The organism is Actinomadura sp. NBRC 104425 (genome assembly GCF_030269545.1).
Lineage (GTDB): Bacteria > Actinomycetota > Actinomycetes > Streptosporangiales > Streptosporangiaceae > Spirillospora > Spirillospora keratinilytica.
In genome coordinates, this window is the sequence record NZ_BSTN01000010.1 from 85,015 (window position 1) to 111,292 (window position 26,278).

27 protein-coding genes and 1 tRNA gene are annotated in these 26,278 nt (G+C 72.1%); 10 read left to right on the plus strand and 18 right to left on the minus strand.

Annotated features, from left to right (window positions below; all coding sequences use genetic code 11):
* The first annotated feature begins 42 nt into the window (after positions 1–42).
* Both QSK22_RS17360 and QSK22_RS17365 read left to right on the plus strand, forming a co-directional pair.
* The gene (locus QSK22_RS17360) at positions 43–1,542 is read left to right on the plus strand and encodes a 3' terminal RNA ribose 2'-O-methyltransferase Hen1 (protein ID WP_285495237.1); all 1,500 of its coding nucleotides are present in this window, start codon (positions 43–45) and stop codon (positions 1,540–1,542) included.
* On the plus strand, positions 1,539–4,097 hold the full coding sequence (locus QSK22_RS17365; protein WP_285495238.1) for a polynucleotide kinase-phosphatase: 2,559 nt from the start codon (positions 1,539–1,541) through the stop codon (positions 4,095–4,097). The genes QSK22_RS17360 and QSK22_RS17365 overlap by 4 nt, the downstream gene beginning before the upstream one ends.
* Before the next feature lie 97 nt (positions 4,098–4,194).
* Here QSK22_RS17365 and QSK22_RS17370 read toward each other — a convergent pair whose 3' ends face one another.
* Genes QSK22_RS17370 through QSK22_RS17380 form a run of 3 tightly spaced genes read right to left on the minus strand, consistent with a single transcriptional unit; the run spans position 4,195 to position 7,135 of the window.
* Positions 4,195–4,458 (minus strand): TFIIB-type zinc ribbon-containing protein, encoded by a 264-nt coding sequence (locus QSK22_RS17370; RefSeq protein WP_285495239.1) that lies wholly within the window; start codon positions 4,456–4,458, stop codon positions 4,195–4,197.
* 59 nt (positions 4,459–4,517) lie between these two features.
* Positions 4,518–5,438, minus strand: a complete 921-nt coding sequence (locus QSK22_RS17375; protein ID WP_285495240.1) for a phosphotransferase family protein — start codon at positions 5,436–5,438, stop codon at positions 4,518–4,520.
* A gap of 50 nt (positions 5,439–5,488) precedes the next feature.
* Positions 5,489–7,135 carry an AMP-binding protein gene (locus tag QSK22_RS17380; RefSeq protein ID WP_285495241.1) on the minus strand — a complete coding sequence of 549 codons (1,647 nt, stop codon included), beginning with the start codon at positions 7,133–7,135 and terminating at the stop codon, positions 5,489–5,491.
* Positions 7,136–7,333: 198 nt separating this feature from the next.
* Between QSK22_RS17380 and QSK22_RS17385 the strand changes: the two genes are divergently transcribed.
* Entirely contained in the window at positions 7,334–7,888 is a 555-nt protein-coding gene (locus QSK22_RS17385; protein WP_285495242.1) for an NUDIX domain-containing protein, read from the plus strand.
* Between the two features lie 231 nt (positions 7,889–8,119).
* On the opposite strand, the gene QSK22_RS17390 is transcribed toward QSK22_RS17385, so the two are convergent.
* From QSK22_RS17390 to QSK22_RS17425, 8 genes are all read right to left on the minus strand, one after another.
* Positions 8,120–9,034, minus strand: a complete 915-nt coding sequence (locus QSK22_RS17390; RefSeq protein WP_285495243.1) for a hypothetical protein — start codon at positions 9,032–9,034, stop codon at positions 8,120–8,122.
* Positions 9,035–9,128: 94 nt separating this feature from the next.
* Positions 9,129–9,620 carry a hypothetical protein gene (locus QSK22_RS17395; RefSeq protein WP_285495244.1) on the minus strand — a complete coding sequence of 164 codons (492 nt, stop codon included), beginning with the start codon at positions 9,618–9,620 and terminating at the stop codon, positions 9,129–9,131.
* A 405-nt stretch (positions 9,621–10,025) separates the two neighbouring features.
* Positions 10,026–11,171: a tyrosine-type recombinase/integrase gene (locus tag QSK22_RS17400; protein ID WP_285495245.1), complete on the minus strand. Its 1,146-nt coding sequence runs from the start codon at positions 11,169–11,171 to the stop codon at positions 10,026–10,028.
* 133 nt (positions 11,172–11,304) lie between these two features.
* Entirely contained in the window at positions 11,305–11,520 is a 216-nt protein-coding gene (locus QSK22_RS17405; protein WP_285495246.1) for a helix-turn-helix domain-containing protein, read from the minus strand.
* 101 nt (positions 11,521–11,621) lie between these two features.
* Positions 11,622–13,400 carry an FtsK/SpoIIIE domain-containing protein gene (locus QSK22_RS17410; RefSeq protein ID WP_285495247.1) on the minus strand — a complete coding sequence of 593 codons (1,779 nt, stop codon included), beginning with the start codon at positions 13,398–13,400 and terminating at the stop codon, positions 11,622–11,624.
* Positions 13,401–13,435: 35 nt separating this feature from the next.
* Positions 13,436–13,759: a hypothetical protein gene (locus tag QSK22_RS17415; RefSeq protein WP_285495248.1), complete on the minus strand. Its 324-nt coding sequence runs from the start codon at positions 13,757–13,759 to the stop codon at positions 13,436–13,438.
* A gap of 27 nt (positions 13,760–13,786) precedes the next feature.
* On the minus strand, positions 13,787–13,981 hold the full coding sequence (locus QSK22_RS17420) for a hypothetical protein (protein ID WP_285495249.1): 195 nt from the start codon (positions 13,979–13,981) through the stop codon (positions 13,787–13,789).
* A gap of 186 nt (positions 13,982–14,167) precedes the next feature.
* The gene (locus QSK22_RS17425; protein ID WP_285495250.1) at positions 14,168–14,380 is read right to left on the minus strand and encodes a hypothetical protein; all 213 of its coding nucleotides are present in this window, start codon (positions 14,378–14,380) and stop codon (positions 14,168–14,170) included.
* Between the two features lie 179 nt (positions 14,381–14,559).
* Here QSK22_RS17425 and QSK22_RS17430 point away from each other — a divergent pair, with 179 nt between their 5' ends.
* On the plus strand, positions 14,560–15,306 hold the full coding sequence (locus QSK22_RS17430; RefSeq protein ID WP_285495251.1) for an XRE family transcriptional regulator: 747 nt from the start codon (positions 14,560–14,562) through the stop codon (positions 15,304–15,306).
* Positions 15,307–15,310: 4 nt separating this feature from the next.
* Positions 15,311–15,787 carry an NUDIX domain-containing protein gene (locus QSK22_RS17435; protein WP_285495252.1) on the plus strand — a complete coding sequence of 159 codons (477 nt, stop codon included), beginning with the start codon at positions 15,311–15,313 and terminating at the stop codon, positions 15,785–15,787.
* 4 nt (positions 15,788–15,791) lie between these two features.
* On the opposite strand, the gene QSK22_RS17440 is transcribed toward QSK22_RS17435, so the two are convergent.
* From QSK22_RS17440 to QSK22_RS17450, 3 genes are all read right to left on the minus strand, one after another.
* Entirely contained in the window at positions 15,792–16,346 is a 555-nt protein-coding gene (locus tag QSK22_RS17440; protein ID WP_352231457.1) for an HD domain-containing protein, read from the minus strand.
* A gap of 53 nt (positions 16,347–16,399) precedes the next feature.
* Positions 16,400–16,855 (minus strand): GntR family transcriptional regulator, encoded by a 456-nt coding sequence (locus tag QSK22_RS17445; protein WP_285495253.1) that lies wholly within the window; start codon positions 16,853–16,855, stop codon positions 16,400–16,402.
* Between the two features lie 300 nt (positions 16,856–17,155).
* Positions 17,156–17,509: a hypothetical protein gene (locus QSK22_RS17450; RefSeq protein ID WP_285495254.1), complete on the minus strand. Its 354-nt coding sequence runs from the start codon at positions 17,507–17,509 to the stop codon at positions 17,156–17,158.
* Positions 17,510–17,685: 176 nt separating this feature from the next.
* Between QSK22_RS17450 and QSK22_RS17455 the strand changes: the two genes are divergently transcribed.
* Positions 17,686–18,417, plus strand: coding sequence for an XRE family transcriptional regulator (locus QSK22_RS17455; protein ID WP_285495255.1), 732 nt, complete (start codon positions 17,686–17,688; stop codon positions 18,415–18,417).
* Between the two features lie 132 nt (positions 18,418–18,549).
* Here QSK22_RS17455 and QSK22_RS17460 read toward each other — a convergent pair whose 3' ends face one another.
* Entirely contained in the window at positions 18,550–18,771 is a 222-nt protein-coding gene (locus QSK22_RS17460) for a hypothetical protein (protein WP_285495256.1), read from the minus strand.
* Between the two features lie 255 nt (positions 18,772–19,026).
* Here QSK22_RS17460 and QSK22_RS17465 point away from each other — a divergent pair, with 255 nt between their 5' ends.
* The 4 genes from QSK22_RS17465 (at position 19,027) to QSK22_RS17480 (ending at position 22,686) form a co-directional block, all read left to right on the plus strand.
* The gene (locus QSK22_RS17465) at positions 19,027–19,266 is read left to right on the plus strand and encodes a sigma factor-like helix-turn-helix DNA-binding protein (protein WP_285495257.1); all 240 of its coding nucleotides are present in this window, start codon (positions 19,027–19,029) and stop codon (positions 19,264–19,266) included.
* Positions 19,267–19,581: 315 nt separating this feature from the next.
* Positions 19,582–19,666 (plus strand) — tRNA-Ser (locus tag QSK22_RS17470).
* Positions 19,667–19,827: 161 nt separating this feature from the next.
* Positions 19,828–21,702, plus strand: a complete 1,875-nt coding sequence (locus tag QSK22_RS17475; protein ID WP_285495258.1) for a glycoside hydrolase family 3 protein — start codon at positions 19,828–19,830, stop codon at positions 21,700–21,702.
* A 9-nt stretch (positions 21,703–21,711) separates the two neighbouring features.
* Positions 21,712–22,686 carry a TAXI family TRAP transporter solute-binding subunit gene (locus QSK22_RS17480; RefSeq protein WP_285495259.1) on the plus strand — a complete coding sequence of 325 codons (975 nt, stop codon included), beginning with the start codon at positions 21,712–21,714 and terminating at the stop codon, positions 22,684–22,686.
* Here QSK22_RS17480 and QSK22_RS17485 read toward each other — a convergent pair.
* From QSK22_RS17485 to QSK22_RS17495, 3 genes are all read right to left on the minus strand, one after another.
* On the minus strand, positions 22,677–24,053 hold the full coding sequence (locus QSK22_RS17485) for a sensor histidine kinase (protein WP_285495260.1): 1,377 nt from the start codon (positions 24,051–24,053) through the stop codon (positions 22,677–22,679). The genes QSK22_RS17480 and QSK22_RS17485 overlap by 10 nt on opposite strands.
* Positions 24,053–24,742, minus strand: a complete 690-nt coding sequence (locus QSK22_RS17490) for a response regulator transcription factor (RefSeq protein ID WP_285495261.1) — start codon at positions 24,740–24,742, stop codon at positions 24,053–24,055. The genes QSK22_RS17485 and QSK22_RS17490 overlap by 1 nt, the downstream gene beginning before the upstream one ends.
* 81 nt (positions 24,743–24,823) lie before the next feature.
* Positions 24,824–26,167, minus strand: a complete 1,344-nt coding sequence (locus QSK22_RS17495; protein WP_285495262.1) for an MFS transporter — start codon at positions 26,165–26,167, stop codon at positions 24,824–24,826.
* Between the last annotated feature and the right edge of the window lie 111 nt (positions 26,168–26,278).

Below are 26,278 nucleotides of genomic sequence, written 5' to 3' on the forward strand. Positions count from 1 at the left end.
AACCTGTGGGGCCGCACGGTACGGGTCCGCCACACTGGCACGGTGCTTCTGACCATCACCACGACGGCTCCGCCCGCCACGGACCTCGGCTACCTGCTGCACAAGCACCCCGACCGCGTGCAGGCGTTCGAGCAGTCCTTCGGCACCGCGCACGTCTTCTACCCGGACGCAGGCGAGCACCGCTGCACCGCCGCGCTGCTGCTGGACGTCGACCCGGTGAAGCTGGTGCGCACGCGCGGCAAGGGCACCCCGGACTTCTCCCTCGGCCAGTACGTCAACGACCGCCCCTACGCGGCGTCGTCCCTGCTGGCGTCCGCCATGGCCAACGTGTTCCGCACCGCGATGCGCGGCCGCTGCGACGACCGGCCGGAACTGGCCGCCGGGCCGCTGCCGCTGGAGATCCGGCTGCCCGCCGTGCCGTGCCGGGGCGGCGCGCAGCGGGCCGAAAGGTTCTTTGCGCCGCTCGGCTGGAACGTCGAGGCCGACCCGCTGCCGCTGGACCCGGACTTCCCCGAGTGGGGCGACTCGCGCCACGTGTCCCTCACGCTGACCGGCGAGATGCGGCTCGCCGACGCCCTCAACCAGCTCTACGTGCTGCTGCCCGTGCTGGACGACGCCAAGCACTACTGGATCGCCCCCGACGAGGTCGACAAGCTCGTCCGCGCGGGCGAGGGCTGGCTGGCCGCCCACCCCGACCGGGCCGCGATCACCCGCCGCTACCTGGGCGGCCGGCGCGGCCTGGTGCGGGCCGCGCTGGGCCGGCTCGCCGACGCCGACGACGCCCCCGAGGACGCCCTCGACCGCGACCCGATCGAGGAGGAGCCGCCCGCCGCCGACCCCACCGCCGCCGAGCCGGGCGCCCCCGACCCGGACGACGCGGCCGGGGTCGCCGCGCCGCCGGTGCCGCTGGCCGAGCGCAGGATGCAGGCGGTGCTGGAGACCCTGCGCGCCGAACGCGCCCGGCGCGTCATCGACCTGGGCTGCGGCACCGGCCGCCTGCTGGCGCGGCTCAAGCAGGACCGGCACTTCGAGAAGCTCGCCGGAGTGGACGTCTCGCACCGCGCCGTGCAGATCATGCGGCGCCGCGGCCTGCCCGACGCGCCCGGCTCCGGCCGCGAACCGCGCGTCGAGGTGTTCCAGGGCGCGCTCACCTACGCCGACGAGCGGTTCGCCGGCTACGACGCGGCGGTGCTCATGGAGGTGATCGAACACGTCGACCCGCCCCGGCTGCCCGCCGTCGAGCAGGTCGTGTTCGGCGGGGCGCGGCCGCGGCTGGTCATCGTCACCACCCCGAACGTGGAGTACAACGTGCGCTACGAGGGCCTGGCGCCGGGCGCCGCGCGCCACCCCGACCACCGGTTCGAGTGGACGCGCGCCGAATTCGCCTCCTGGGCCGACCGGGTCGCCGAGACCTACGGCTACCGGGTGCGGTACGTCCCGGTGGGCGACGACGACCCGCAGGTCGGCGCGCCCACCCAGATGGCGGTGTTCACGCTCGGCGCGCCCGCCGCGGCGCCCGGCACGGACGGGGGGCAGGCATGACCGAGATCAGGGTGCCCGAAATGGGGCTGGTGGTGCTGGTCGGCGTGTCCGGCTCGGGCAAGTCGCACTTCGCGGCCCGGCACTTCAAGCCCACCCAGGTGGTGTCGTCGGACTACTGCCGGGCCGTGGTCGCCGACGACGAGAACGACCAGTCCGCCACCGGCGACGCGTTCGAGCTGCTGCACCACATCGTCCGCACGCGGCTGCGGCGCGGGCTGCTGACCGTCGTGGACGCCACCAACGTGCAGCAGAAGGCGCGCGAGCAGCTCGTCCGCATCGCCAAGGAGCACGACGTGCTGTCGGTGGCGATCGTGCTCGACGTGCCCGAGCGGGTCGCGGTCGAACGCAACGCCGCCCGCACCGACCGGCGGCTGCCCGACCACGTCGTCCCGCGGCAGCGCCGCGAGCTGCGGCGCGGCCTGCGCACGATCGGCCGCGAGTTCAAGCGCGTGTACGTGCTGCGCGACGTCGCCGAGATCGACGCGGCGACCGTCGTGCGCGAGCGGGGCTGGACCGACAGGCGCGAGCTGACCGGCCCGTTCGACATCATCGGCGACGTGCACGGCTGCCGCGCCGAACTGGAAGACCTGCTCGGCGACCTCGGCTACGAGATCGAGCGCGACCCGCTCGGCCGGGCCGCCGGCGCCCGCCACCCGGACGGCCGCACCGCCGTGTTCGTCGGCGACCTGGTCGACCGCGGCCCGGACACGCCCGGCGTGCTGCGCCTGGTCATGGGCATGGTCGAGGCCGGCACGGCCCTGTGCGTGTCCGGCAACCACGAGGCCAAGCTGGTGCGGGCGCTGCGCGGCCGCAAGGTGCGGGTCGCGCACGGGCTCGCCGAGTCGCTGGAGCAGCTGGCCGCCGAACCCGACGACTTCCGCGCCGCCGCGCTGGCGTTCATGGACGGCCTGATCAGCCACTACGTGCTCGACGAGGGGCGTCTCGTGGTGGCGCACGCCGGGCTCAAGGAGGCCTACCACGGCCGCGCGTCCGGGCGGGTGCGGTCGTTCGCGCTGTACGGCGAGACCACCGGCGAGACCGACGAGTACGGCCTGCCCGTGCGCTACCCGTGGGCCAGGGACTACCGCGGCAAGGCCATGGTCGTGTACGGGCACACGCCCGTGCCGAAGCCCGAATGGGTCAACAACACGATCTGCCTGGACACCGGCGTGGTGTTCGGCGGGCGGCTGACCGCGCTGCGCTACCCCGAACGGGAGCTGGTGTCGCGTCCGGCGCGGCAGGTCTGGTACGAGCCGGTGCGCCCGCTGGAGCCCGCCCCGGACGCCACCGCCGCGGGCGGGCACCGCGAGAGCACGGTGCTGAAGATCGAGGACGTGCTCGGCGCGGGCGGCGTGGAGACGCGGCTCATGGGCCGGGTCGCCGTGCGCGAGGAGAACGCGCTGACCGCGCTGGAGGTGATGAGCCGGTTCGCGATCGACCCGCGCTGGCTGGTCTACCTGCCTGCGACGATGGCGCCGGCCGACACCTCGGCGCTGCCCGGCTACCTGGAGCACCCGGCCGAGGCGCTGGCCGCCTACCGCGACGCGGGCCTGGACCGCGTCATCTGCCAGGAGAAGCACATGGGGTCGCGGGCCGTCGCGGTCGTCTGCCGGGACGCGTCGGCGGCCGCCGCCCGGTTCGGCGTGGACGACGGCACGACCGGCGCCGTCTACACCCGCACCGGACGGGCGTTCTTCAACGACCCCGCGCTGACCGGCGCGCTGCTGGACCGGCTGCGCACCGCGATCGGCGCCGCCGGGCTGTGGGACGAGCTGGAGACCGGCTGGCTGGTGCTCGACTGCGAGCTGCTTCCCTGGTCGGTAAAGGCCATGGAGCTGATCAGGACGCAGTACGCGGCGACCGGCGCGGCCGCCCGGGCCGCCCTGCCGGCCGCCGCCGACGCGCTCGCCCGGGCGGCCGGGCGCGGCCTGGACGTCGCCGGTCTGCGCGACCGCGTCGGCCGGCGGCTCGCCAACGCCGGGCTGTTCCGCGACGCCTACGCCCGCTACTGCTGGACGGTGGACGGCCTGGACGGCGTGCGGCTGGCGCCGTTCCAGATCCTGGCGGGCGAGGGTCGCGCCTTCGCCACCGCCCGCGAGCACGACTGGCACATGCGGGTCGCGGCCCGGCTCGCCGACGCCGACCCGTCCGGACTGCTGCTGCCCACCGAGTTCCGCGTCGTCGACCTGGCCTCGCCGGAGTCGGAGCGGGACGTCACCGCCTGGTGGGAGGAGTACACCGGGCGCGGCGGCGAGGGCATGGTCGTCAAGCCGCTGGGGCCGCTCCCGCAGGACAAAAAGATCCAGCCCGGCATCAAGTGCCGGGGCCGGGAGTATCTGAGGATCATCTACGGGCCGGACTACACCGAGCCGGACACCCTGGAGCGGCTGCGCAGGCGGTCGCTCGGCCGCAAGCGCTCGCTGGCGATGCGCGAGCACGCCCTCGGCGTGGAGGCCCTCGACCGGCTCGCCGCGGGGGAGCCGATGTGGCGGATCCACCAGGCGGTGTTCGCCGTCCTGGCCCTGGAGTCCGAACCCGTCGACCCCCGCCTGTGACCCCCGCCCGACAGCAGGCCGGGGCGTCCCCGCAGGCCGCGCGGCAGGGCGGCGCGCCGATGCCACGGGTGTCGGCACGCCGCCGGGGGACGTCCGCTCAGGTCGAGAACAGCATGTGGAACAGGCCGCCGTGGTGGTAGTGCCCGCCGCCGTGGTGGTGATGGTGCACCTGGGCGGGCGCGCCCCACGCCGGAGCGGCCGGCGCCGCGGGAGGCGCGGGACGGGCCTGGCCCTCCAGGCGGGTGAGCGCCTCCAGCTCCCCGTAGTCGAGGAAGATCCCACGGCAGTTGTCGCATTGCTCGATGTGGACGCCGCTACGGGTGTAGGTGCGCATCACGCCGTGACACTTGGGGCAGTGCATCGCCTCATCGTCCTTCCGTAACAATCCCCAGGTGGGCTAAATCTAGGGCAGCACGAACGCTACGTCATTCCTGGTCCCGCCTCGCAGATGCGCCCGCAGGTGTCGACGAGCGCGCGCTCGGGCCCGTCGAGCGGGCGGCCGTCCGCCCGCGCGGATATGACGCATGTGGCGGCGATCTGGATCGCCAGAGTTCGCGCGGGCAGGTCCAGGACCCGCCACAGGTCGCCGTCCGAGGGCACCGCCGGGCCCCCGGCCTCCCGGTAGGCGCGCAGGAACCGGGCCCAGTCGCCGGGCGGCAGCACGCCCGCCGAGAACAGCGCCGCGGGCCGCGCCAGGTCCCAGACCGGGTCGCCGCGCCCCAGGTCCTCCACGTCGATGAGCCGCCAGCCGTCCCCGGCGCGCACCAGCTGCCCCAGATGCCAGTCCCCGTGGATCAGCCGCTGCGGCGCGCCGCCGTCCGCGCCGCCGTCGTCTTCCCCCGCGCGGATCCACGACGGCAGGGTGGCGAACGCCCGGCGTACCTGGGCGGCCTCCGGCCCGTCCGGCAGGCGCCGCACCAGCCGCCCCACCCGGGTGGGACGCCCCCACGGCGGCGCGTCGGCCGGAACCGGACACGTGTGCAGCGCGGCCAGCAGCCGGCCGGCCTCCTCCCACGGCACCGCGTCCGGGCTGACCGGCTCCCCGTACGGCCACACCGTCACCACCCGGCCGTCCACCCGCAGCGGCCCGTCCAGCGGAGGCAGCAGCAGCTCCGGCAGCGACGCCGCCACCCGCATCCGCCGCTCCAGCCGCGGCCCGCCGTCGCGGTCCGCCTGGTGCGCCTTGACGACCACGTCGCCGACCCGCACCACCAGCACCCCGTGCCGGTCGTACAGCACGGACGCGTCGCCGCCCGCGGACCGGGCGCGGCCGATCTCGGCGAGCCGCTCGAACAACGCCGGGGGCGAGACACGGGGGGAACGGTCGACGGGGGGACGCACCCGCCCAGTCAACCACTCGCCCGGGGCGGCCCGCGCGGGGGACCGCCGGGTCATCCGGCGGCCGCGGCGTCGCGCAGCCGGCGGCGGACGACCTTGCCCAGCATGTTGCGGGGCAGGTCCTGGCGGAGCCGGAACTCGGCCGGCACCTTGTAGTGCGACAGGTACCTCGCGCAGTGGCGGCGCAGCTCCTCCGCAGAGAACGGGTAGGCGGGGTGCTCGACGACGTAGGCGACGACGCGTTCGCCGCGCCGCGCGTCCGGCAGGCCGACGACCGCGCAGTCGAACACCGCCGGATGGCGGCGCAGGACCTGCTCCACCTCGCCGGGGAAGACGCTGAATCCGCTGACCTTGATGGTGTCCCGGCGGCGCTCCAGCAGGGTGATCCAGCCGTCCGCGCTCATCACCGCGGTGTCGCCGGTGCGCAGCCAGCCCTTGGACAGCACGCGGGCGGTGGCCAGCGGCTGGTTCCAGTACCCGGCGAACACCTGGGGGCCGCGCGCCACCAGCTCGCCCGGCTCGCCCGGCGGCAGCGGGCGGGTCGGGTCACCGGGGTCGACGATCACCGCGTCGGTGCCCGGCAGCGGCAGGCCCACGGTGTCGTTGCGGGCGCCGCCGCCGAGCGGGTTGGCGGTCAGCGCGGGCGACGCCTCCGTCTGCCCGTACGCCTGGATCAGCCCGTCGGCGTGGCCCAGCGCGGCCAGCCGCCGGCGCGTCGCGGCGGTCAGCGGGCTGCCGCCCGACAGCAGGAACCGCACCGAGTCCAGGTCGGACGGCCGGAACCGGGGGCTGTCGAGCACCTGGTCGTACAGCGTCGGCACGCCCGGGAACACGGTGGGGCGGTACCGGCGCAGCGCCCGCACCACCCCCTCGTCGTCGAACCGGGGCAGCAGCACGACCGAGCCCGCCTTCTGCACCGGCGCCACCAGGCAGGTGATCATGCCGAAGGTGTGGAACAGCGGCAGCACGGCCAGCGTCACCTCGCCGCCGTCTTTCACCTCCACGTCCCAGGCGTGCTGCTGGCAGGCGTTGGCGACCAGGTTGCGGTGGGTGAGCATGGCGCCCATGGGACGCGCCTCGCCGCCGGTGTAGGCGATGACCGCAAGGTGCCGCGACGGGTCGAGCCGGAACTGCCGCACGCGCCGGTCCGCCGGCCGCTGCAGCTCGGCGAACGGCACCTCGTCCGCCCCCGCGGGAACCCCGGCCGCGAGGGTCGCGCGGTACCGCCGGGCCTCCGGCAGCGGCAGCCGCAGCGCCGCCCGCGCCGCCGGGGGCAGCGCGTCCCCGAGCGAGGTGACGATCAGGTGCTCCAGCGGCGCGGCGTCCCGCGCGGCCCGCACCGCCGGCAGGGAACGATCCAGCACCACCGCCGCGCGCGGCGCGCAGTCGGCCAGCACGTGCCGCAGCTCCTCCGCGGTGGACAGCGGGTTGTACGGCACCGCGATCGCGCCGCGCCGCAGCACCCCGAAGAACGCGATGACCAGCTGCGGGCAGTTCGGCAGCACCAGCGCGACCCGGTCGCCGGGCTGCACGCCGAGCCGGTGCAGCCCGGCGGCGAACCGGTCCACGGCCTCGTGCAGGTCCCGGTAGCGGATCCGGGCGCCGTGGAAGACCAGGGCGGGCCGCCGCGGATGCCGCGCGGCGGCATCGTCCAGCAGGCGCGGCACGGCGACGTCGGGGATCTCGGGTTCGGCCGGCACCCCGGGCTGGTACCACCGCAACCACGGCCGTTCTCGGTGTGACGACTGCCACATATCCGTGGATTCAACCACCTGCCGCCCCGGTATGCCCGCCCACACGCACATCATCCCGCACTGCGCGCGATGCCGGTGCCCGCCGGTGCGGCGCGTCCCGGTCCATGATGGGGGGATGGAAACGGCGACAGCAGCGAGGTGGCCATGACGCCTGAACCGGCGGTGCGCCGGGTGTCCTCCCGCGTGGTCTACGAGAACCGGTGGATGACCGTCCGCGAGGACCTCGTCCAGCGGCCCGACGGGTCGCGCGGCATCTACGGGGTCGTCGAGAAGGACGACTACGCCCTGGTCATCCCGGCGGAGCGGGACGGCTTCCACATGGTCGAGGAGTACCGCTACCCGATCGGGCGGCGCACGTGGAACTTCCCGCAGGGCTCCCACCCGGACCACGGCGGCGACCCCGAGGCGCTGGCCCGGCGGGAGCTGGCCGAGGAGACCGGGCTGCGCGCCGGCACGCTGACGCCGCTGGGCCGACTGCACAGCTCGCACGGCACCAGCAGCCAGGGCGTCCACGTGTTCCTGGCGACCGGGCTGACGCCGGGCGAGCACGCGCGCGAACCGGAGGAGCAGGACATGCGGCAGCGGTTCGTCACCCGGGACGAGTTCAAGCGCCTGGTCCGGGCGGGCGAGATCACCGACGACGCCACCGTGGCCGCCTACGCCCTGCTCCTGCTGCACGAAGAGGAGGCGCTCGGCTGATCCCGTCTAGGGCGTGTTTCAAAGTTGGCCAGAGCCGTTCGTTGATGGTGGCGATGTGGACGGTGGCCTGGTAGCGGACGGCGAGCCTGCCGTAGCCGGGTGGTCGGCCACCGCGCACGCCGCGCCGACGCCGGCCGCCCGCCTGATCGGCCGGTTCGCAGATCGCGGCCGCGATGCCTCACTGCGTCCGGCGTGCGACATGCCGCCACTCATCACACTTCGAGACAGGCCCTAGTCCTGCTCGGCGAGGAGCCGCTGCACCAGCTCCGCGAACGCCTCGTCGCTGTACAGGCTCACCTTGGCGTTCTCCTCGTCGATCTCGGCGCGGACCGGCCGCAGGTCGGGCACGCCGCCGCCCGCCGGCGCCGCCGCCTCGTCCAGCGCCTCGTAGGCGCCGGGACGCCACCAGTAGACCTGCGGGGTGAGCGCCTTCTCGCCGACCTCCACGTGCCGGGCGGCCAGTGCCTGCATGGCATGCAGCGCGGAGAAGATCTGCGTGCGCCCGATCGGGTGGACCAGCAGCAGCTCGGGGATCGGGAAGGCCACCAGCGCCCCGTGCGGGGACGCGGCCGGATCGACATAGCGCTTCAGCACGTGCACGTGCGCGCCGACGTAGCGGTGCTCGCCGCTGATGTGCGTCAGCGGCACCCCGTACAGCTCGCGCGTCATGATGTGGTGCGGCTCCCCGTCCACCGACTGCGCCAGCGCCCGTGCGAACGCCTCGTCGGCGGTCATGCCGCCCAGTGCGGACTTGTGCAACGGCGAGATGGCGTCGGGAAGGTCGACGACCACGGACTCCAGCAGGCCGGGCGCCAGCGGCCGGACGACCAGCGTGTCCCAGACCTCCTGCGGCAGGGCGTCCTCGGTGTAGATCCGCACGCGCAGGTCGCCGACGGGCGCCGCGTCCGCTTGCGCCGCCCGGCGCAGGTCCTGCTCCATCTTCTCGACGAACTCGGCGGCGATGCCGGGCAGCGCCGCCATCGAGTTGCGCCCGGCGTGCCGGCGCCACTCCCGGATGTCGCCTTTGACCTGCGTGCCGTCCGGCAGCGTGACGGCGACGGTGTCGGCGTCCGGGAGGACCGCCTCGTAGCCGCGGTCGGTGAGCGCCTTGAGCAGCGCGCGGCCCAGCACATCGGGCTCGGTCATGTTCTCTCCGTAGGGGTATGTGGGCATGAAGGCTGACTCGGGTTACGACTCCCAGACCGCCGCCCTGGTTCAAATCAGGCCGCGGCCGAGAGACTCAGACCCGCAGTCTCTTGCCCGTGGCCAGATCCCAGTAGTACGGCTCGTCCCCCTCAAAACATATGCAGATGGGATACGGAAAGGTGTCGTACCCCTCGACCTCCTTCATCCGCTTGCCCAGCCATTTGACCAGCAGCTTCTCCGCGACGAAGAGATAGCTGTCCAGCCGGTCGCTCCAGAGCAGCTCTTCGTCGTCGAAGACCTCGCCGAGGGGAACACTTCCTCCGGACACGATGTCCCCCGGGCGGATGACGTTCGATCCCCGGTGCGCCTCGGTCAGCGGTGCCCGCTCCATGGGCTCGTAGTTGGGATAGACGTCGAAGCCGATCCCGGCGGTGTCCGTCAGCGCCTCCAGCATGACCATAGTGGTCTCCTCCACATAGGGGAAAGCGAAGATCTCCTTGAACATCTTGATGATGTTGTCGCGTTCCCTTTCAAACGCAGCCAGAATCTTGTACTGGTCTTCTTCGGGAACCTTCGACTTCTTCACCCTTCTGCACCTTTCGACATCGAGGCCACGAGGAACCGCCGACTCTCCGCTTCGCCTGGAGGCGCCCATGCATCGGCCGCCGACGCGGTCTGATGATGCAGCCCGGGTCTGACAAAGCAGGTGGCGGCACCGCAGCCGGACGCCACCGGACGGCCTTAAGGAAGGTCGAAGCCCAGGTCAGCGGCCGAGCGGGTACTGATCCGGACGACGCCCCCGGACGGCCCGGCGCCGTCCCCCCACGTTCGGGCAGGTAGGCCCCCGAGAGCCGCTCTGCCGGTCGGCCCGGGCTAAGCGCGCCTCAGGCGTTCCTTAAGTGCGGCGCAATGAGCGGGAATTCAAAGTTCCTGGTTAAGCGGTTCGCTTCACGTTCGGAAGGGCCGGGGGAGCCATCCCGGGAGCCGCGTGCTACGCGGACTTGACGGCCTTGCCCGGGAAGATCTCGTTCATGTGCTCGGCGCCGTCGCGGATCTCCGGGCGGATCTGGTGCCGGTAGACGGTCTCTGTGACTCTTGTGGTCTTGTGGCCGACGAGGACGCTGATCTTCTCGACGGGTACACCGTGATCGCTCATGAGCGATACGAACGTGTGGCGCAGCTCACGGGGCACCCAATCGGCGCCTTTGAGCCCCGCCGCGTCGAGGATCTTGCGGAAGTGACGGCGGACCTGTTGGGCGGTGTACGGGGCACCGTACTCGTCGCAGAAGACGAGATCGCGATCCTTGTAGGCGTCTCCCGCCTTGAGCTTTTCGGCGGCCTGTCGCCTCTTGAGAGCGCGCAGGGCCTCTACGCCGAGTTGGGCGATGCCGAGTCCCCTGCGGCTGAGCGGCGTCTTGGTCTCGCCCCTGTGCCGCTCGGCTCGCAGTACGTAGAGGGTCGCCGAGTCGAGGTCGACGGCGCTCCATGTGAGCTTGCGGAGTTCCTCGGTGCGAAGGCCCGTGACGATGGCGAGGGTCACGTACGCGCCGAGTCGATGCTCGCTCTTCGCCGCCTCGGCGAGGACGGCGTTGGCCTGCTCCAAGGTGAGCGAACGCGACTTGCGTGCGGACTTGCCCTCCGGTGTGTCGACGAGTTCGGCGACGTTCCGGGCGACCTTGTCGTGACGTGCGGCCCTGCGAATGGATCGCTTGAGCAGGCCGTGGACGATGCCGAGAGACGAGGACGTGAGGTGCTCCGTCCGGCCCTTGAGCCACGTCTCTACGTCGTCTGCCGTGAGGTCTTTGAGACGGATCCGGCCGAGAAACGGGATGATCTGGTGGTCGGCGAGCGACCGGTAGGCCTTCTTCGTCTCCGGTGAGCTGCCGGTCTTGTCGAATGCCGTCAGGAAGTCGTTGACGGCGTCCTCCACGGAGTACCTGTGATCGGGCTTCACGCGCTTGTCCAGGTCTTCCACGGCCTGCCGGAGCTTGTCCTTGACCTCGGTCTTCGTCTTCCCCTTCCGCTTGAGCCGCTTGCGCTTGCCGTCCGGGCCGAAGCCGAGCGAGATGGCGCCGGTCCAGCCGTCGCCCTCCCGGTAGATCGACCCTTCGTATCTGCCGATCATGATCTTTGCCAAGGGATACCTCCTCGTTGGCTGATCGCCGTCCGAGTGACGACCTACCTGCGACGGTAGCTCAAGACGTCCCAAGACGTCCCTAGGGTCGGGCGGGTTCGTCCGGTTGTTGCCAGACGAACCCGCCCCGGTGTCGTCAGCGGGTGGCGTCTTCGAGTGAGGCGATGAACTCGGCGAGGTGGCGGTCGGTGATGCGGCGAAGCTTGCCGATCTTGATGCTGCGGAGGCGGCCGGTACGGATCAGGGAGTAGACCTTGTCCCGTCCGATCTGGAGGATGTCGGCGACCTGTTCGACGGTGTACGCCTGCATGATCGTGTGCTTGTCCCGGGTGGTGTCGGGCGTGGAGATCACCTCCTTTGGTGACGGTGGGTGATTGTCTACGCCTTCGTCTATGTCTCGTCTCCGTCCCTTACGTGCAGGCGCGTGGAGACGTAGACGTAGACGTAGACGAGTCACTGAGCGTGTTCGGTGATGGCGCGCCACCGGCCGCGTGAGACCTGGGTGACGCGGTGGTCGTCGGCGAGTTCGCGGAGCCGTTGGTAGATCCACGGGCGGCTCATGCCGGTCGCGTTGATCAGGTGGGAGACGGGGATGCCCTCGTCGGGTGCGCGGCTCAGCATCTCCCACAGAACCGTCTCAGGCCGGTTCTCCGGTTCGGCGACGTTCGTGACGCTGGGCGGCTCTTCCGGGCCGTTGAGGGAGCGCAGGTGAATGCCTGCGTGTGCTTCCTCGATCGCCGTCCGGGACACCTCGTCCAGAGCGGGGCGGCGGGTGGCGTGCTGGTGGGCCGCGTCCGCTACGGCCTCGTCGGTGAGCAGGTAGGCGCGCGCACGGCGGGGCGTGTCGTGTTCGGGTGCGGAGAGCAGGAACTTGCCGGGTGCGTTGAGGGTGTGGGCGTGCCAGCCGGCGGCGAGCATGCCCTGTCCCAGGATGAGATCGACGTCCTTGCGTTCGCGTACGCGGAAGCTCACCCGTACGTCCATCTGCGAGCGGACGGCCCCCTTGCCCATGGCCTTCTGCGTGGGGCGTTGGGTGGCGGCGATGAGCGTGACGGCGACGGCCCTTCCGCGTCGGGCGATCGAGTCGGTGTCGGTGGTGGTGTCGGGCGCCTCGTCGGCGAGTTCGGCGTACTCGTCGATGACGATGACCAGTGCGGGCAGTTCCGGCGTCGGCTCCCACACGCGGCGGCCTCGTGCGGCGAGCCATGCCGCGCGTGCCTCCAACACGGCCACGGCGTTGCGCAGGAGAACGCGCGCCTGTTCGGGGGTGGTGGCGAGGCGATCGATGCACGATGCCCACGGCTGCAACTCCATGCCGCGTTTGAGGTCCACCGCCCAGATCACGACGTCATGGCACGCGGTGAGGTTGCCCATGAGGACGTTCAATCCGCCGCTCTTGCCCGAACCGGCGACACCCCCGAACAGGGCATGCCGACGCAGGAAGAGGACGCGTGCGCTGGTGGCGTCTTCGAACGGGCCGAGGTCGATCGGTTCGGTGATGGAGGAGACGGACGGTCCGGGCCAGGGGATGGCGTCGGCGTGCGGGTCGGTGTCCAGTACGCGCAGCTCGAAGCGGTTGGCCTTGTCGTCGCGTGTCGGTTGCACGCGTACCGCGCCGCGGAACGTCCCTAGAGCCGATTCGATGGCGGGCACTCTTGCGATCACGTCTTGGATGGTCTGGCCTCGTGCGAGTGCGAAGCGGGCGCGCCATCCCCACACGTCCACTACGGCGGACTGCACACGCGAACCCGCGAGCCCGACCGCGTGTGCGATCTCCGGCCATGCGGCGAGTTGACGCTCTACGCGGACTTTGGCGCGCCGTCGCCGATGAGCCCACCAGGGCACGGCCAGCACGAAGCCCCCGATGAGGAGAAGCTGAGGCAGGGGCGCGTAGGTGAGTCCGAGAGCGGTGGCGGCGGCGAGCCACATACCGCCCCCAAGGGCCACAGCGGCGGCGTAGAACCGTTCGGCGCGCAGGGACAGGCCGACCCGTTCGCCGAACATCGCCAGCGTCCACGCGGCGAGCGCGGCGCCGGTGAGGATGTACGGCCACCACTGGGCGTGCGTCGCGTGCAGAACCGCCCCGGCGATGGCGAGCGCGACAACGACGTAGACCGGAGCGAGTTCGGACCGGTACCGCCACAGGAACCGGCCGATGATCACGGCGGCGATGTCGGGAAACCGGTCGTCCTTGTCGATGACGACCACCGGTTGGATCCCCTGACGGCGCATCTTGTGAGCGTGGCGCCGCATCTTGGTCGCCTGACTCATCGCCGCCCCCACGAGTCCGGCGGAAGGTGCCCCTGCGCGCTCAGCTCGTCGCGCAGGTAGCACAGCGGGTCGCGTTCGCCGTCGCGGGCCGCGGTGAGGGTGGCGCGGGCAGCGGCGAGAAGGTCGGCGTGCCTGCGGCGCACGGTGCTCCACTCGGCGACGAGGCGGGGCGTGTCGTCAAGTGAGGCGTTGAGGCGAAGCCACAGCTTGCCGAGGTTGGGCATGGCCTGCGACAGGGCCGCAACGATTTCGCGGGCCACGAGGTTGCGGGTTCTGACCTCCTGAAGATCGATGGCGGGACGCTGGGGGGTGTTGGGCACTACACATCCCTCCCTTCGCACAAGCGGCTACGGCTGGGAGCCGGTCAGGGCGTTGACGAGGACGGCCACCAGGCGGCGGATCTCGGGGGCCGCGCTGGTGGCGGCGAGGAAGAACCCGCACAGCAGGCACACGGCCGCGTGCCAGACGCGCAACCCCATGTACCGCCACGCCAGCCACACGGCCACACCGAGGACCGCCACCAGCGGAACCGACACGGTCACGGACGCTTCACCTCCCCTCCGTTGTGGGAACTGATCACAGCCACAGGTCGGGAACGCGGGAGCCCTGCTTACGGCGCCTCCATCGGGCGCGGGCACGGCACTTGCGGCACGCGCGGCTTCCGGGGTCGATGCGCGCGCCGCAAGCGCAGGTGAACGCGGTGATGATGCGCGGCATCCGCACCGGTGTCACCGTCCCGCCTTGACACGGATGTGCGGGACGTCGTCGCACGTCTGCGTGGACAGCAGTCGGCGGGATGCGGCACCGGTCACGCTCGGGCCGTTGCCGGGACGTCCGATGCGGCGTTCCTCGGCGTGGATGCCGAGAACCACCATGGCGAAGACTCCGCAGACGACACCGGCCAGGAACACGGCGGCGATCGAGGCCAGAACGAGGATCATGCGGATCACCCCTTCCCGAAGGGGCCCGTGTCCGGCGGGGGCGGCTCGGGCGGTGGAACGCTTACGAGACCGAGAGTGCGCCTGACCAGCGGGACGGGTTCACCACATGACTGGACCTGTTCATGACGTCCTCGTAGGGTTGACCGCGTCCTAGGACGTCCCGGGATCCGGACGGGTGCATGCCGAACGAACGCCTACGTGCCGCTCTGCTCCAACAAGGTCTCACCGTGGCCGCGCTCGCCGAACACATCGGCGTGGACCCCAAGACCGTTGAGCGGTGGATCACCAAGGACCGCGTCCCCTACCGGCGCCACCGCTACGCAGTGGCTTCACGTCTCGGCGTGGACGAGACGTACCTGTGGCCGAATGCGCTGACCAAGGAACAGGTCACCTCGGCGTCGGGTAGCGAAATCGTCACCATCTACCCGCACCGCTGGGCCGTCCCCCGGGACGCATGGGGACGACTCTTCGCCGACGCCACGTCCGAGATCGGCATCCTCGTCTACAGCGGCCTGTTCCTGGCCGAGGACACGGGCGCCCAACGCATCCTCGCCGACAAGGCACGCTCAGGCGTGCGCGTCCGCATCCTGCTGGGCGACCCGGACTCGCCCCAGGTGGCCGAACGCGGCGCCGACGAGGGCATCGGCGAATCGATGGCGAGCAAGATCCGCAACGTCATCGTCCTCTACAAGCCGCTACGCGGCCTCGACAACGTCGAAATCCGACTGCACAGCACGGTGCTCTACAACTCGATCTACTTCGCCGACGATCAGATACTCGTCAACACGCACGTCTACGGCGCGCCGGCGTCCAACGCGCCATGCTGGCACCTGCGCAAAATCCCCGGCGGCGAGATCGTCAACACCTATCTTGAGAGCTTCGAACGCGTCTGGGAAGGCGCTCGACCGCTGCAACCGGGGGAGTGAACCGATGGGCCGCAGGATCGACTACTACGACGACCCCAACGCCCCCAAGGCCAACAGCCTCGTCCCCTCCGTCAACGTCGTCGTCACCAACGACAACGGCGACATCCTCATGATCCGCCGCACCGACAACGACAACTGGGCCCTCCCCGGCGGCGCCGTCGACCTCGGTGAATCCGTCGCCCAAGCCGCCGTCCGGGAGACCAAGGAAGAAACCGGCATCGACTGCGAGATCACCGGCCTCGTCGGCATCTACTCAGACCCCAAGCACGTGATCCACTACACCAGCAACGACGAGGTCCGCCAAGAGTTCTCCATCGTCCTCACCGCCCGCCCCACCGGCGGCGAGCCCCGCCCAAGCGACGAATCCCGCGAAGTCCTCTGGATCCCCGCCGACCAAGCCACCGCCCGCCGGATGGACCACTCGATGCGCCTCCGCATCACCCACTACCTAGAGAACCGCCAACAGCCCGTAATCATCTGACGGGTCAACCGCGTTTCATCAACGCCTCTTGGACGCGATGCACAGCCCCGATCAGGACCGGCGACGATGTCGTGATCGATCGGGCGACAAGATGCCCGTCCCCGTACCGGGAAAGAATCTCCGACAACCTCTCCTCTACCGGCAGCTCCACGCCGTCGGGGCTGGTGGTCATGTCGCAGTAGATCAGGGCTTCCGTCAGCTCCGGAGGCTCGCCGCCGAACTCGCCCACCAGGTCGTCGGCGAGCCCTCGTTCGCGTGCCTCTACCAGCGCGCAGCTGTGGTGAGCCACCAGGCGGCACAGGTGGTCGTCGGCCTTGTGGACGTCGCGGAGGTAGCGGGCGCCGTCCAGCGGGTGGAAGCCTGTCACGGCCAGGTCGGGCGCATATCCGACGTCGTGCAGCCACGCGGCGGCCTCCAACAGGTCGGCACGGTCGCCGAGGATCGGGGCGAGACGGCGTGCCTGCCGGGCGACGCCTTGCGTGTGCGCCCATCGGCGCGGAAGCGCGCTCTCTAGGTGCTGACGTGCGACTTCTCGCGCCCACGTGGCCATGCTGCTCATGACTCCGACGCTACGCGCAAGATCGCGGACATCCACGGGCACCAGAGGATCATCTAGGGACGTCTTGGCAGCACAACGCGTCCCCTGCCGCGAACGCACCTCACCAGGCCATCGGCTTCCAACCGCCGAAGCGCCTGCTGCGCGGTGAACCGAGACACCCCGTACCGAGCACAGATCCGCGCCTCGCTCGGCATCACCGCGCCCGGCGGAAGCGCGCCGCTCTCGATCTGAGCGCGCAACTCGGCAGCGATACGGCTGTACTTCGGGCGCGTGTCTTCGGTCGTCGCGCCCCGTACGAACCGGCCGACGCCAGTCACAGCTACAAGCAACCCCTCGCTTTCGAGGACGTCCAACGCTCGCCGCACCGTGTTTCGGGTGGCGCCCAACTCCCGGCTCAGCGTGTGTTCCCCCGGCAATCGCGCCCCCGCCGGGTATGTGCCGTCCTCCACGCGCCTCCGCAGCACATCCGCGATGCCGCGGTAGGCGCCCCATGTCGACCGTTGCGTCATCGCATGCCCCGCCACGCACACGTAAGGCCCAGAGCAACCGCTCTGAGCCCTACGTCAACTCTGCTGCCCGTCACCCGAAGTCCACGAACGCACCGAGGATGCGTCGCACGAGCGGCCGCCGATGCTTACCGCCCCGCGGCTCTGAGGACCAGGGCGTGCCGGGACGGCCGAGGTCGCCGTCGGGTGGAGAGGCGTAAACCCACAACTCCGTCATGCCGGTCTGTGTGTTGCGGCGAGGGGCCGATGACCGCGCGTGTGACGGTCGACGCACGCGCCGATGCCGACCAGCCGGGCGGCCCATCAGTCCCGCACCTCCGCCGCGTCGCGCGGCGTGAGCCTGCCCTTGACCCACATGATCGCGTCGTCGAGGCGGTCGGCTTCGGCGATCGGCTCGCGCGCCGAGTTGAAGAACCACAGCCGTCCGCCGTCCTCCGTACGCCGACGGCACTTGATCACGTCGGACAGCACCGGGTTGTCGTCGCAGCACCCCGGCGCGTTGGGGTTGCGCACGCGCAACCCCTTGTCGGTCAGCTTGACGTCGAAGCCCTGCGCGTGAAGGTGAGCGGTCAAGGCGACCAACCGCGACTCTGACGCGCTCAGGCGGGACAGCGCGTCGGGGACGGCGTCGGACTCACGAGGCCGGTCGAAGGACATGACGCCTCCAATCAGGAACGAACGGGGGACGTTGACGGGACGGAACCGCTGTGCGCGGCACCTCGGCCGTGTCCAAGAGCCTCGTTCGACCTGCGGGACCTCTCCACCGACACCTAGGGACGTCTAGGGACGTCTTCTGTTAGCGTCACTCCTACCTTGTGCATCCGGGAGGACGGATGAGCGACCTGTTGCGACGCGCGCTCGAAGACGCCCAACTCACCGAAGACGACGTGGCCGCACGACTCGGCGTCGACCCCAAGACCGTCCGACGCTGGCTCGCCGGCCGCGTCCCCTACCCCCGGCACAGAGCACACCTGTGCAAGCTTCTCGGCCACGACGAGGAAGACCTCTGGCCCCAGGTACGCGCGCCCCGCCCACTGCCCCAACCACCAGGCGCCCAGATCCTCGCCACCTACCCGCACCGCTGGGCCGTCCCCCGCGCCGTCTGGCACCAGCACTTCGCCAGCGCCCGACGTGAAATCGGCATCCTCGCCTACGCGGGACTCTTCCTCGCCGAAGACCAAGGCATCATCGGCACCCTCGCCGACAAGGCACGCAACGGCGTCGCCGTCCGCATCCTCCTCGGCAACCCGGACGGCCCCCGCATCTCCCAACGCGGCACCGACGAAGGCGTAGGCGACTCGCTCGCCGCCAAGATCCGCAACGCCCTCGTCCTCTACCAACCCCTACGCGAACTCGACAACGTCGAGATCCGCCTACACGACACCACCCTCTACAACTCGATCTACCGCGCCGACGACGACCTACTTATCAACCCCCACGCCTACGGCATCCCTGCGTCCCATGCTCCTGTCCTCCACGTTCGCCACGTCGATGACGGCGACATGGCGTCCACCTACCTTCGGAGCTTCGAACGCGTGTGGTCCGACGCGACACCAAGCCCGTAGAGGACACCTGATCATGCGGAGGCCCCCGCCCGGTCCACCTTGACCGGGCGGGGGCCTCGTCGTCGCGTCGCGGCTCAGCCGTGCGTCACATCGGCGCCCACGGCGAGCACCGTTGTGATCCGGGTGAGACGGTCAGCCACCGGTCAACTCCTCTCGGAGCGACATCACGCACGGGTCCGCCTCGTCGGCCCCCGTCGCCACGAGCTCGGCGATCGTAAGGGCCGTGATCGCTTGGTTGTAGGTGAGCGGCGTCGGCCACCTGGTGGCGTGCCAGACACCGGCGGTGCGGGTGGCTTCGGCGATGACGCATCCGTTGATTTCAGCGGTCATGCGGGTCTCGGTGATCTTGACCATGGTGTGCCTCCCTCCTGCGGGAGGGGAGGCGGGGAGCCAATCCGGGGAGCCACCGCTTGTCGTTCTTGGCCGACGCGGCTCGACTCATGCGGACGGTCCGCCGCCTCTCCCTCCCGGGTTTGTGCAGGTGGGCGGCTCCTGGGGCGACTCCACCGGACCCCGCCGGACGTGAGGCGAATGAACCGATTCGCAAGAGGACCTTAAGTGCGGCATAAGGGGATCGCCGGGGGTGGTGTGAGATGCGAGGTTCTGGGTGTGGCACTGCGAACCGGCAAAAGCGCGGGCCAGGCGGCGCCCGCTCCCATGCACGAGCCCGCGGCGCGGGCGTTCCGGTCGCTGTCGTGGGCGCACCGAGAGATCCTGACCGAGACGTACTTCCGCAGGCGGTCGGTCAACGAGGCGGCCGCGTCGCTCGGGCTTCCCGTGGAGGTCGTCAAGGCCCGCGTCTATCACGCCCTCAGAGCGCTGCGGGACGCCTGCGAGGCCGCCGGCTGAGACGATCGCGGACCGGCGCGGGCGGCCGGCCGCGCCGCCGGGACGCGCCGCCGGGACGCGCCGCCGGGACGCGCCGCCGGGACGCGCCGCCGGGACGCGCCGCCCGGAAAACGTCTTGCATGCTCGGCGGTACCTGCGGCAACCTGATGCCGTAACGCGAGACCGAGAACGGAAGGAGACGGCGATGCGGCGCCACAGTAGCCGGATGCGCGGCCTGTCCGGTCTTGGCAGCGGACGCGGCGGGACGTGACGGCACCGTCCCGATCTGCGCATCGCCTGGCGGCCGGAGCCCGCGCAGGCGGTTTCTGACTTCCCGGAGGGTTGGCCGAGCGGTAAGGCAGCGGCTTGCTAAGCCGTCGTCAGGGTCCTCCCTGCGCGAGTTCGATTCTCGCACCCTCCGCTCACACGAGCGCGCCCCCGTTCAGGGGGGCGCGCTCGTGCGTTTCGGACGGCGGCCGGTAGTGGACGGGGCCTGTTCGCCGGGGCTGGCGGAGCTTAAGTTGCTGGCGAGGAGAGGGGTACGCACGGTCCGCTGAGCTGTTGGCCCACCCCGGAGGCGAGATGAGTCGTTCCCCGTCCCGTTCCCTGCCCGGCCGCAGGGCGAAGACCGCCGTGTTCGCGGCGGCGCTGCTGGCGTTCACCGGCGCCGCCGCCGTCCCGGCCGCGGCGCAGACCGCGCGGCACGCACCGGGCCCCGCCTACCTCGACGCGCGGCGGCCCGTGCGCGAGCGCGTCGAGGACCTGCTGTCCCGCATGACGCTGGACGAGAAGATCGGCCAGATGACGCAGGCCGAACGCGGCAGCGTCACCGCCGACGACATCACCCGGTACCGCATCGGGTCAGTGCTGTCGGGCGGCGGGTCCACGCCCACCCCCAACACGGCCGAGGCGTGGGCGGACATGTACGACGGGTTCCAGCGCGCCGCGCTGGCCACCCCCAAACGCATCCCGATGATCTACGGTGTGGACGCCGTGCACGGCCACAACAACGTGGTCGGTGCGACGGTCTTCCCGCACAACATCGGACTCGGCGCCACCCGCGACCCGGGCCTGGTGCGCGAGATCGGCCGCGCCACCGCCGAGGAGGTCGCGGCCACCGGCGTCGACTGGACGTTCGCGCCGTGCCTGTGCGTCGCCCGCGACGACCGCTGGGGCCGCACGTACGAATCGTTCGGCGAGGTGCCCGAGCTGCCCGCCGCCATGTCGGTGATCGTGGACGGGTTCCAGGGCCGGCGGCTGGACGGCCGCACGTCGATCCTGGCCACGGCCAAGCACTACGTCGGCGACGGCGGCACCGAAGGCGGCGACGACCAGGGCGACACGAAGATCTCCGAGGCCGAGCTGCGCCGGATCCACCTGCCGCCGTTCCGGGCCGCGGTGCGGCGCGGCGTCGGCTCGGTGATGGTCTCCTTCAGCTCGTGGAACGGGGTGAAGGTGCACGGGCACCGCTACCTGATCACCGACGTGCTGAAGAAGGAGCTCGGCTTCACCGGCTTCGTCGTGTCCGACTGGAACGGCATCGACCAGATCGACGGGCAGCCCGGGTTCACCGCGCAGGAGGTCGCCACCGCGATCAACGCCGGGATCGACATGGTGATGGTGCCGCAGGAGTGGCGCCGCTTCATCGACACGCTGCGCGGCGAGGTGCAGGCCGGGCACGTGCCCATGGCCCGCATCGACGACGCCAACCGGCGCATCCTCACCAAGAAGTTCGAGCTGGGCCTGTTCGAACGGCCGTACGCCGACCGCGGCCTGCTGGGCGCGGTCGGCAGCGCACGGCACCGCGCGCTGGCCCGCCGCGCCGTGGCCGAGTCGCAGGTGCTGCTGAAGAACGACGGCGGGGTGCTGCCGCTCGCCCGCGACCACAACAAGATCTTCGTGGCGGGCCGGGCCGCCGATGACATCGGCATCCAGAGCGGCGGCTGGACGGTCACCTGGCAGGGCTCGCCGGGGAACATCACGCCCGGCACCACGATCCTGCAGGGCATCCGGCAGACGGTGGGGCGGTCCACCACCGTGGACTACAGCCGGGACGGCACGGGCATCGACGGCTCCTACAAGGCGGCGATCGCCGTCGTCGGCGAGCTGCCGTACGCCGAGGGCGAGGGCGACCGGCCCGACGGCCTGGGCCTGGACCCCGAGGACCTGGCGACGATCGAACGGCTGCGCGCCTCCGGCGTCCCGGTGATCGTGGTGCTGGTGTCCGGGCGGCCGCTGGACATCGCCGCGCACCTGCCGGACTGGGACGCGCTGGTGGCGTCCTGGCTGCCGGGCACCGAGGGACGCGGCGTCGCCGACGTGCTGTTCGGCGTCGCCAAGCCCACCGGCAGACTGCCGATGACGTGGATGCGCAGCTTCGACCAGCAGCCGATCAACCGCGGTGACGGCCAGGAGCCGCTGTTCCCGTACGGCTACGGCCTCACCTACCGGCGGTAACGTGGGCGGGTGCCGCCCGCAGCCTTCGCCTTGAGCCGCCGCGGCGCCCTGCGCACGGGCGCCGCGGCGGCCGCGGCCGCGCTGGCGGGCTGCTCGCAACGCTCCGGCGGCTCGGCCGGCCGGCGGCGGCTGGTACTGGCGAGCGGTCCCACCGACGGGCAGTACGAGCCGTTCGCGCGGCGGCTGGCCCAGGAGCTGCGGCGCCGCGTCGGCGGCCTGACCGTCCACGTGCTGACCACCTCGGCCAGCGTGCAGAACCTGGAGATGCTCGCCGCGGGCCGCGCCGACCTGGCGCTCGCGCTGAGCGACAGCGCCGCCGACGCCGTGGCGGGGCGCGGCGCGTTCCGCACGCCCCTGCCGGTGACCGCGCTGGCCCGCATCTACCTCAACTACACGCACCTGGTGGTGGCCGAGGACTCGCCGGTGCGGCGCGTCACCGACCTGGCGGGACGCCGCGTGTCGCTGGGCGCCGTGGGGTCGGGCACGGCCGTGCTGGGGGAGCGGGTGCTGCGCGCGGCCGGGCCGCCGCGCCCCGTCCGGGCCGTCCGGCTCGGCCTGGCCGAGTCGTGCGCGGCGCTGGCCGCCGGCGAGGTGGAGGCGTTCTTCTGGTCCGGGGGCGTGCCGACCAAGGCGATCGCCGACCTGGCCGCCCGCACGCTGGTGCGGCTGGTGCCGCTGGACGGGCTGGTCCTGGCGCTGCGCCGCGCGCACGGCCCCACGTACGTGGGCGTGTCGGTGCCCGCGGGGACGTACCGGCAGGCCGCGGAGGTGCCCACGGTGGGGGTGCCGAGCTACCTGGTGGCGCGCCGCGGCCTGTCGTCCGGCCTGGCCGAGACGGTCACGCGCGTGATGTTCCGCGCCCGCGACCGGCTTCCGGGCCCGGAGGTGCCCGGCAGCTACCTCGACGAGCGGTACGCGATCGGCACCGGCACCGTTCCGCTGCACCCGGGCGCCGTCCGCTACTACCGCTCCGTCTACGGCTGACCGTACCCGTCGAGCGGCAGCCGCAGCTCGACGACCAGGCCGTGCGGGTCGGCGGGCCGCAGCTCCAGGGTGCCGCCGCCCGCGCGGGCCAGCTCGTCGGCGATGGCCAGGCCGAGCCCGCTGCCCTCGACGTTGCCGTGCCGCGGCGACCGCCAGAACCGGCGCCGCGCCGCCGCCAGCTCGCCCGGGTCCAGGCCGGGGCCGTCGTCGGCGACGCGCAGCACGGCCGCGCCGTCGCACGCCGCCAGCGACACGGTGACCCGCCCGCCCTCCGGCACGAACTTGATCGCGTTGTCGATGGCGATGTCGGCGACGCGTCCGGCGGTGTCGGGCGGGCAGTGCGCGGTGAGCCGCTCCGGCAGGTCGGCGCGCAGGCCGACGGCGCGGGCCGCGGCGACCTCGCCCCAGGCGTCCAGCCGGGGTGCCAGCTCGGCGACCAGGTCCACCGGCCCGGCCGCCGCGCCCGTGCCCGACTCCAGGCGGGCCAGGGTGAGCAGGTCCTCCAGCATCGCGCCCAGCCGGTCGACCTCCTCCAGGGCGCGCCGGTGCTCGTCGGCGCCGGTGTCGCGCAGGTGCGGCTGCAGGTTCTCCAGCCGCAGCGACAGCACCGCCAGCGGGGTGCGCAGCTCGTGGGAGGCGTCGGCGACGAAGGCGCGCTGGCGCTCCAGCGCCGCCGACACCGCGTCGGCCATCGCGTTGAACCGCTCCTCCAGGCGGCGCAGCTCCGACGGGCCCGGCCCGCCGACCGCGGCGCGGGCGTGCATGCGGCCCGCCGCGATCGCCTCGGTGGCGGCGTCCAGCTCGGCCACCGGACGCAGCGTCCAGCGGGTCAGCCGCCGCGCCGCCACCACGGCGACGGTGAACGCGGCGGCGGCCGCGGCGGCCAGGGCCAGCCACACCATCGCGATGTCGCGGCGGGCGTCGCCCGTCGGCGCCTCCACCAGCACCATGCCGACGACCTGCGCATCGCGCCCGGCGGGCTCGGCCACCGCCACCCGGTCCGGGCCGAACGGGGTGACCAGCGGCAGCCGCTCGGTGGTGCGCCCGGCCAGGGCGCGCCGCACCGCCGCGGCGTCGGGCGGGTCCACGGCGCCGGAGCGGATCAGCACGGTGCGCGAGGCGTCGCGGATCTCCACGCCCGCCCCGTACAGGGTCGCGTACCGGCGCACCTCGCTGTCGAGCACGGAGGTGTCGCCCTCGCGGACGGCCTGGTCGGTCAGCTCGGCCAGGCGGGTGGCGTCGGCGCGCCGGTCCAGCAGCAGCACGCCCGTGCGCTGCTGGGCGTACGCCCAGCCCAGCGGCACCGCCAGCGCCAGCACCAGCCCGCCGATCAGCGCCAGGTAGGTCAGCAGCAGACGGCGGCGCATCAGTCCCCGGAGCCCAGCCGGTAGCCGGTGCCGCGCAGCGTGCGCACCAGCCCCGGACGGCCCGTCTTGGACCGGATCCCGGCGATGTGCACGTCCAGCGACCGGGACGCGGCCAGGAACGCGTCGCCCCACACCGCGTCCAGGATCTCCTCGCGGCTGCGCACCACGCCCGGCTCGCGTGCCAGCAGCGCGAGCACGTCGAACTCGCGGCGGGTCAGGGCGACCGGGGCGCCGGCCACGGTGACCTCGCGGGCGCGCAGGTCGATCCGCACGTCCCCGACCTGGACCACCTCGGGCGCGGCGGCCGGGTCGGCGGGCGCGGGGGACCGGCCGGGCGGGACCAAGCGGCGTGCCACCGCGTCCATCCGCGCCAGCAGCTCCATGATCCGGAACGGTTTGACCAGGTAGTCGTCGGCCCCGGCGCGCAGGCCGCGCAGCACGGCCCGCTCCTCGGTGCGCGCGGTGATCACGATGACCGGCACGGCCGACACCCGGCGCAGCCGCCGCAGCATGTCCAGGCCGTCCATGTCGGGCAGGCCGAGGTCCAGCAGGACGAAGTCGCAGCGGTCCTTCAGCCGCAACCCGTCGTCGGCCCGCACCACCCGCTCGACGCGGTGGCCGCGCCCGATCAGCGCCGTGCCGAGCGCGTCGGCGAGCCGGTCGTCGTCCTCGACCAACAGCACCCGCATGCCCACCTCACCCCGGCACGGACCTACCCTTGCCCCCATCCGGAGCAAGGGTAGGCGCTCGCGGTACGGCTTCGCGCCAGGTCAGCCGCGGCCCGCCAGTTCGGCGGCGGGGGCCTGCTCGGTGCGCGACAGCACGGCGTGCCGCGTCTCGCGCATCGTCGCGTACACCACCAGCGACACCGCAGCGCAGCCCGAGACGTACCAGTAGAACCCGGACTCGATGCCGCCCTGCTTGAACCACAGCGCCACGTACTCGGCGGTCCCGCCGAACATGGCGTTGGCCAGCGCGTACGGCAGCGCCACGCCCAGCGCCCGCACGTGGGTGGGGAACAGCTCGGCCTTGACCACCGCGTTGATCGAGGTGTAGCCGGTGACGATCACCAGGCCGCCCAGCATCAGCGCCAGCGCGGGCCAGAACCCGCTGACGTTCCGCAGCGCCGTCATGATCGGCACGGTGCCCAGCATGGACCCCACGCCGAACGTGATCAGCAGCGGCCGGCGGCCGATCCGGTCCGACAGCGCCCCGGCGGCGGGCTGCAGGAACATGAACACCGTCAGCGCGCAGAAGCTGACCAGCGTGGCGTCGTCCTTGCTCATGCCCGCGGTGTTGGACAGGTACTTGGTGAGGTAGGTGGTGTAGGTGTAGTACGCCACCGTGCCGCCCATGGTCAGGGCGATGACCAGCGCGAACTCCCGGCGGTGCCGGAACAGGCCGGCCAGCGTGCCGCGCTCGGCGGGCGCGGCGGCCTCCTCCTCGGCCTCGTAGGCCTCGGTCTCCAGCAGGTTGCGGCGCAGGTAGAACACCACCGCCGCGCCCACCGCGCCGACGATGAACGGTATCCGCCAGCCCCAGGAGTGCAGCGCGTCGTCCGACATGGTGCGCTGCAGCAGGATCTGCAGGCCGAGCCCGCACAGCTGCCCCGCGGTCATCGACACGTACTGGAAGCTGGAGAACAAGCCGCGCCGCCCGGGCGTCGACGCCTCGGTCAGGTACGTGGCGCTGGCCGCGTACTCGCCGCCGACCGACAGGCCCTGCAGCAGCCGCGCCACCAGCAGCACCGCGGCGCCGAAGTAGCCGACGGCGTCATAGGTCGGCGCGATGGCGATCAGCAGCGCGCTGACCGACATCAGCGTGACCGTGGCGGTCAGCGCGGCCTTGCGGCCGCGCCGGTCGCCGAGGCGCCCCAGCAGCCAGCCGCCCACCGGGCGCATGAAGAACCCGACGGCGAAGATGCCCATCGTGTTCAGCAGCTGCGCGGTCGGGTTCCCCTTGGGGAAGAACGAGGCCGCGAAGTAGACGGCGAAGCTGGAGTAGACGAACCAGTCGTACCATTCGATCAGGTTGCCGATCGAACCGCCGACCAGCGCCTGCCACGGGCGCCGGGCGGGCCGGGACGGCGTGCCGCCGGACAACGTCGTCGTCACCGGGCACCTCCTCGCATCACGGGACGGGAACGGGGTGACCTGCGTCACCGCAGGCCCCCGAAGCGTCACCGATCCGCCGAACCGCGTTCAACAACGAAGCCCCAGATCTAA

What these genes read in the sequence shown, in the direction of transcription:
- QSK22_RS17485 (WP_285495260.1), bottom strand. Translation starts at nt 24,053, where the DNA reads ATGCGCCGCCGTCTGCTGCTGACCTACCTGGCGCTGATCGGCGGGCTG.
- QSK22_RS17445 (WP_285495253.1), bottom strand. Translation starts at nt 16,855, where the DNA reads ATGACGCAACGGTCGACATGGGGCGCCTACCGCGGCATCGCGGATGTG.
- QSK22_RS17490 (WP_285495261.1), bottom strand. Translation starts at nt 24,742, where the DNA reads ATGCGGGTGCTGTTGGTCGAGGACGACGACCGGCTCGCCGACGCGCTC.
- QSK22_RS17430 (WP_285495251.1), top strand. Translation starts at nt 14,560, where the DNA reads ATGCCGAACGAACGCCTACGTGCCGCTCTGCTCCAACAAGGTCTCACC.
- QSK22_RS17440 (WP_352231457.1), bottom strand. Translation starts at nt 16,346, where the DNA reads ATGAGCAGCATGGCCACGTGGGCGCGAGAAGTCGCACGTCAGCACCTA.
- QSK22_RS17370 (WP_285495239.1), bottom strand. Translation starts at nt 4,458, where the DNA reads ATGCACTGCCCCAAGTGTCACGGCGTGATGCGCACCTACACCCGTAGC.
- QSK22_RS17460 (WP_285495256.1), bottom strand. Translation starts at nt 18,771, where the DNA reads ATGGTCAAGATCACCGAGACCCGCATGACCGCTGAAATCAACGGATGC.
- QSK22_RS17365 (WP_285495238.1), top strand. Translation starts at nt 1,539, where the DNA reads ATGACCGAGATCAGGGTGCCCGAAATGGGGCTGGTGGTGCTGGTCGGC.
- QSK22_RS17435 (WP_285495252.1), top strand. Translation starts at nt 15,311, where the DNA reads ATGGGCCGCAGGATCGACTACTACGACGACCCCAACGCCCCCAAGGCC.
- QSK22_RS17450 (WP_285495254.1), bottom strand. Translation starts at nt 17,509, where the DNA reads ATGTCCTTCGACCGGCCTCGTGAGTCCGACGCCGTCCCCGACGCGCTG.
- QSK22_RS17390 (WP_285495243.1), bottom strand. Translation starts at nt 9,034, where the DNA reads ATGACCGAGCCCGATGTGCTGGGCCGCGCGCTGCTCAAGGCGCTCACC.
- QSK22_RS17385 (WP_285495242.1), top strand. Translation starts at nt 7,334, where the DNA reads ATGACGCCTGAACCGGCGGTGCGCCGGGTGTCCTCCCGCGTGGTCTAC.
- QSK22_RS17410 (WP_285495247.1), bottom strand. Translation starts at nt 13,400, where the DNA reads ATGCGCCGTCAGGGGATCCAACCGGTGGTCGTCATCGACAAGGACGAC.
- QSK22_RS17425 (WP_285495250.1), bottom strand. Translation starts at nt 14,380, where the DNA reads ATGATCCTCGTTCTGGCCTCGATCGCCGCCGTGTTCCTGGCCGGTGTC.
- QSK22_RS17475 (WP_285495258.1), top strand. Translation starts at nt 19,828, where the DNA reads ATGAGTCGTTCCCCGTCCCGTTCCCTGCCCGGCCGCAGGGCGAAGACC.
- QSK22_RS17455 (WP_285495255.1), top strand. Translation starts at nt 17,686, where the DNA reads ATGAGCGACCTGTTGCGACGCGCGCTCGAAGACGCCCAACTCACCGAA.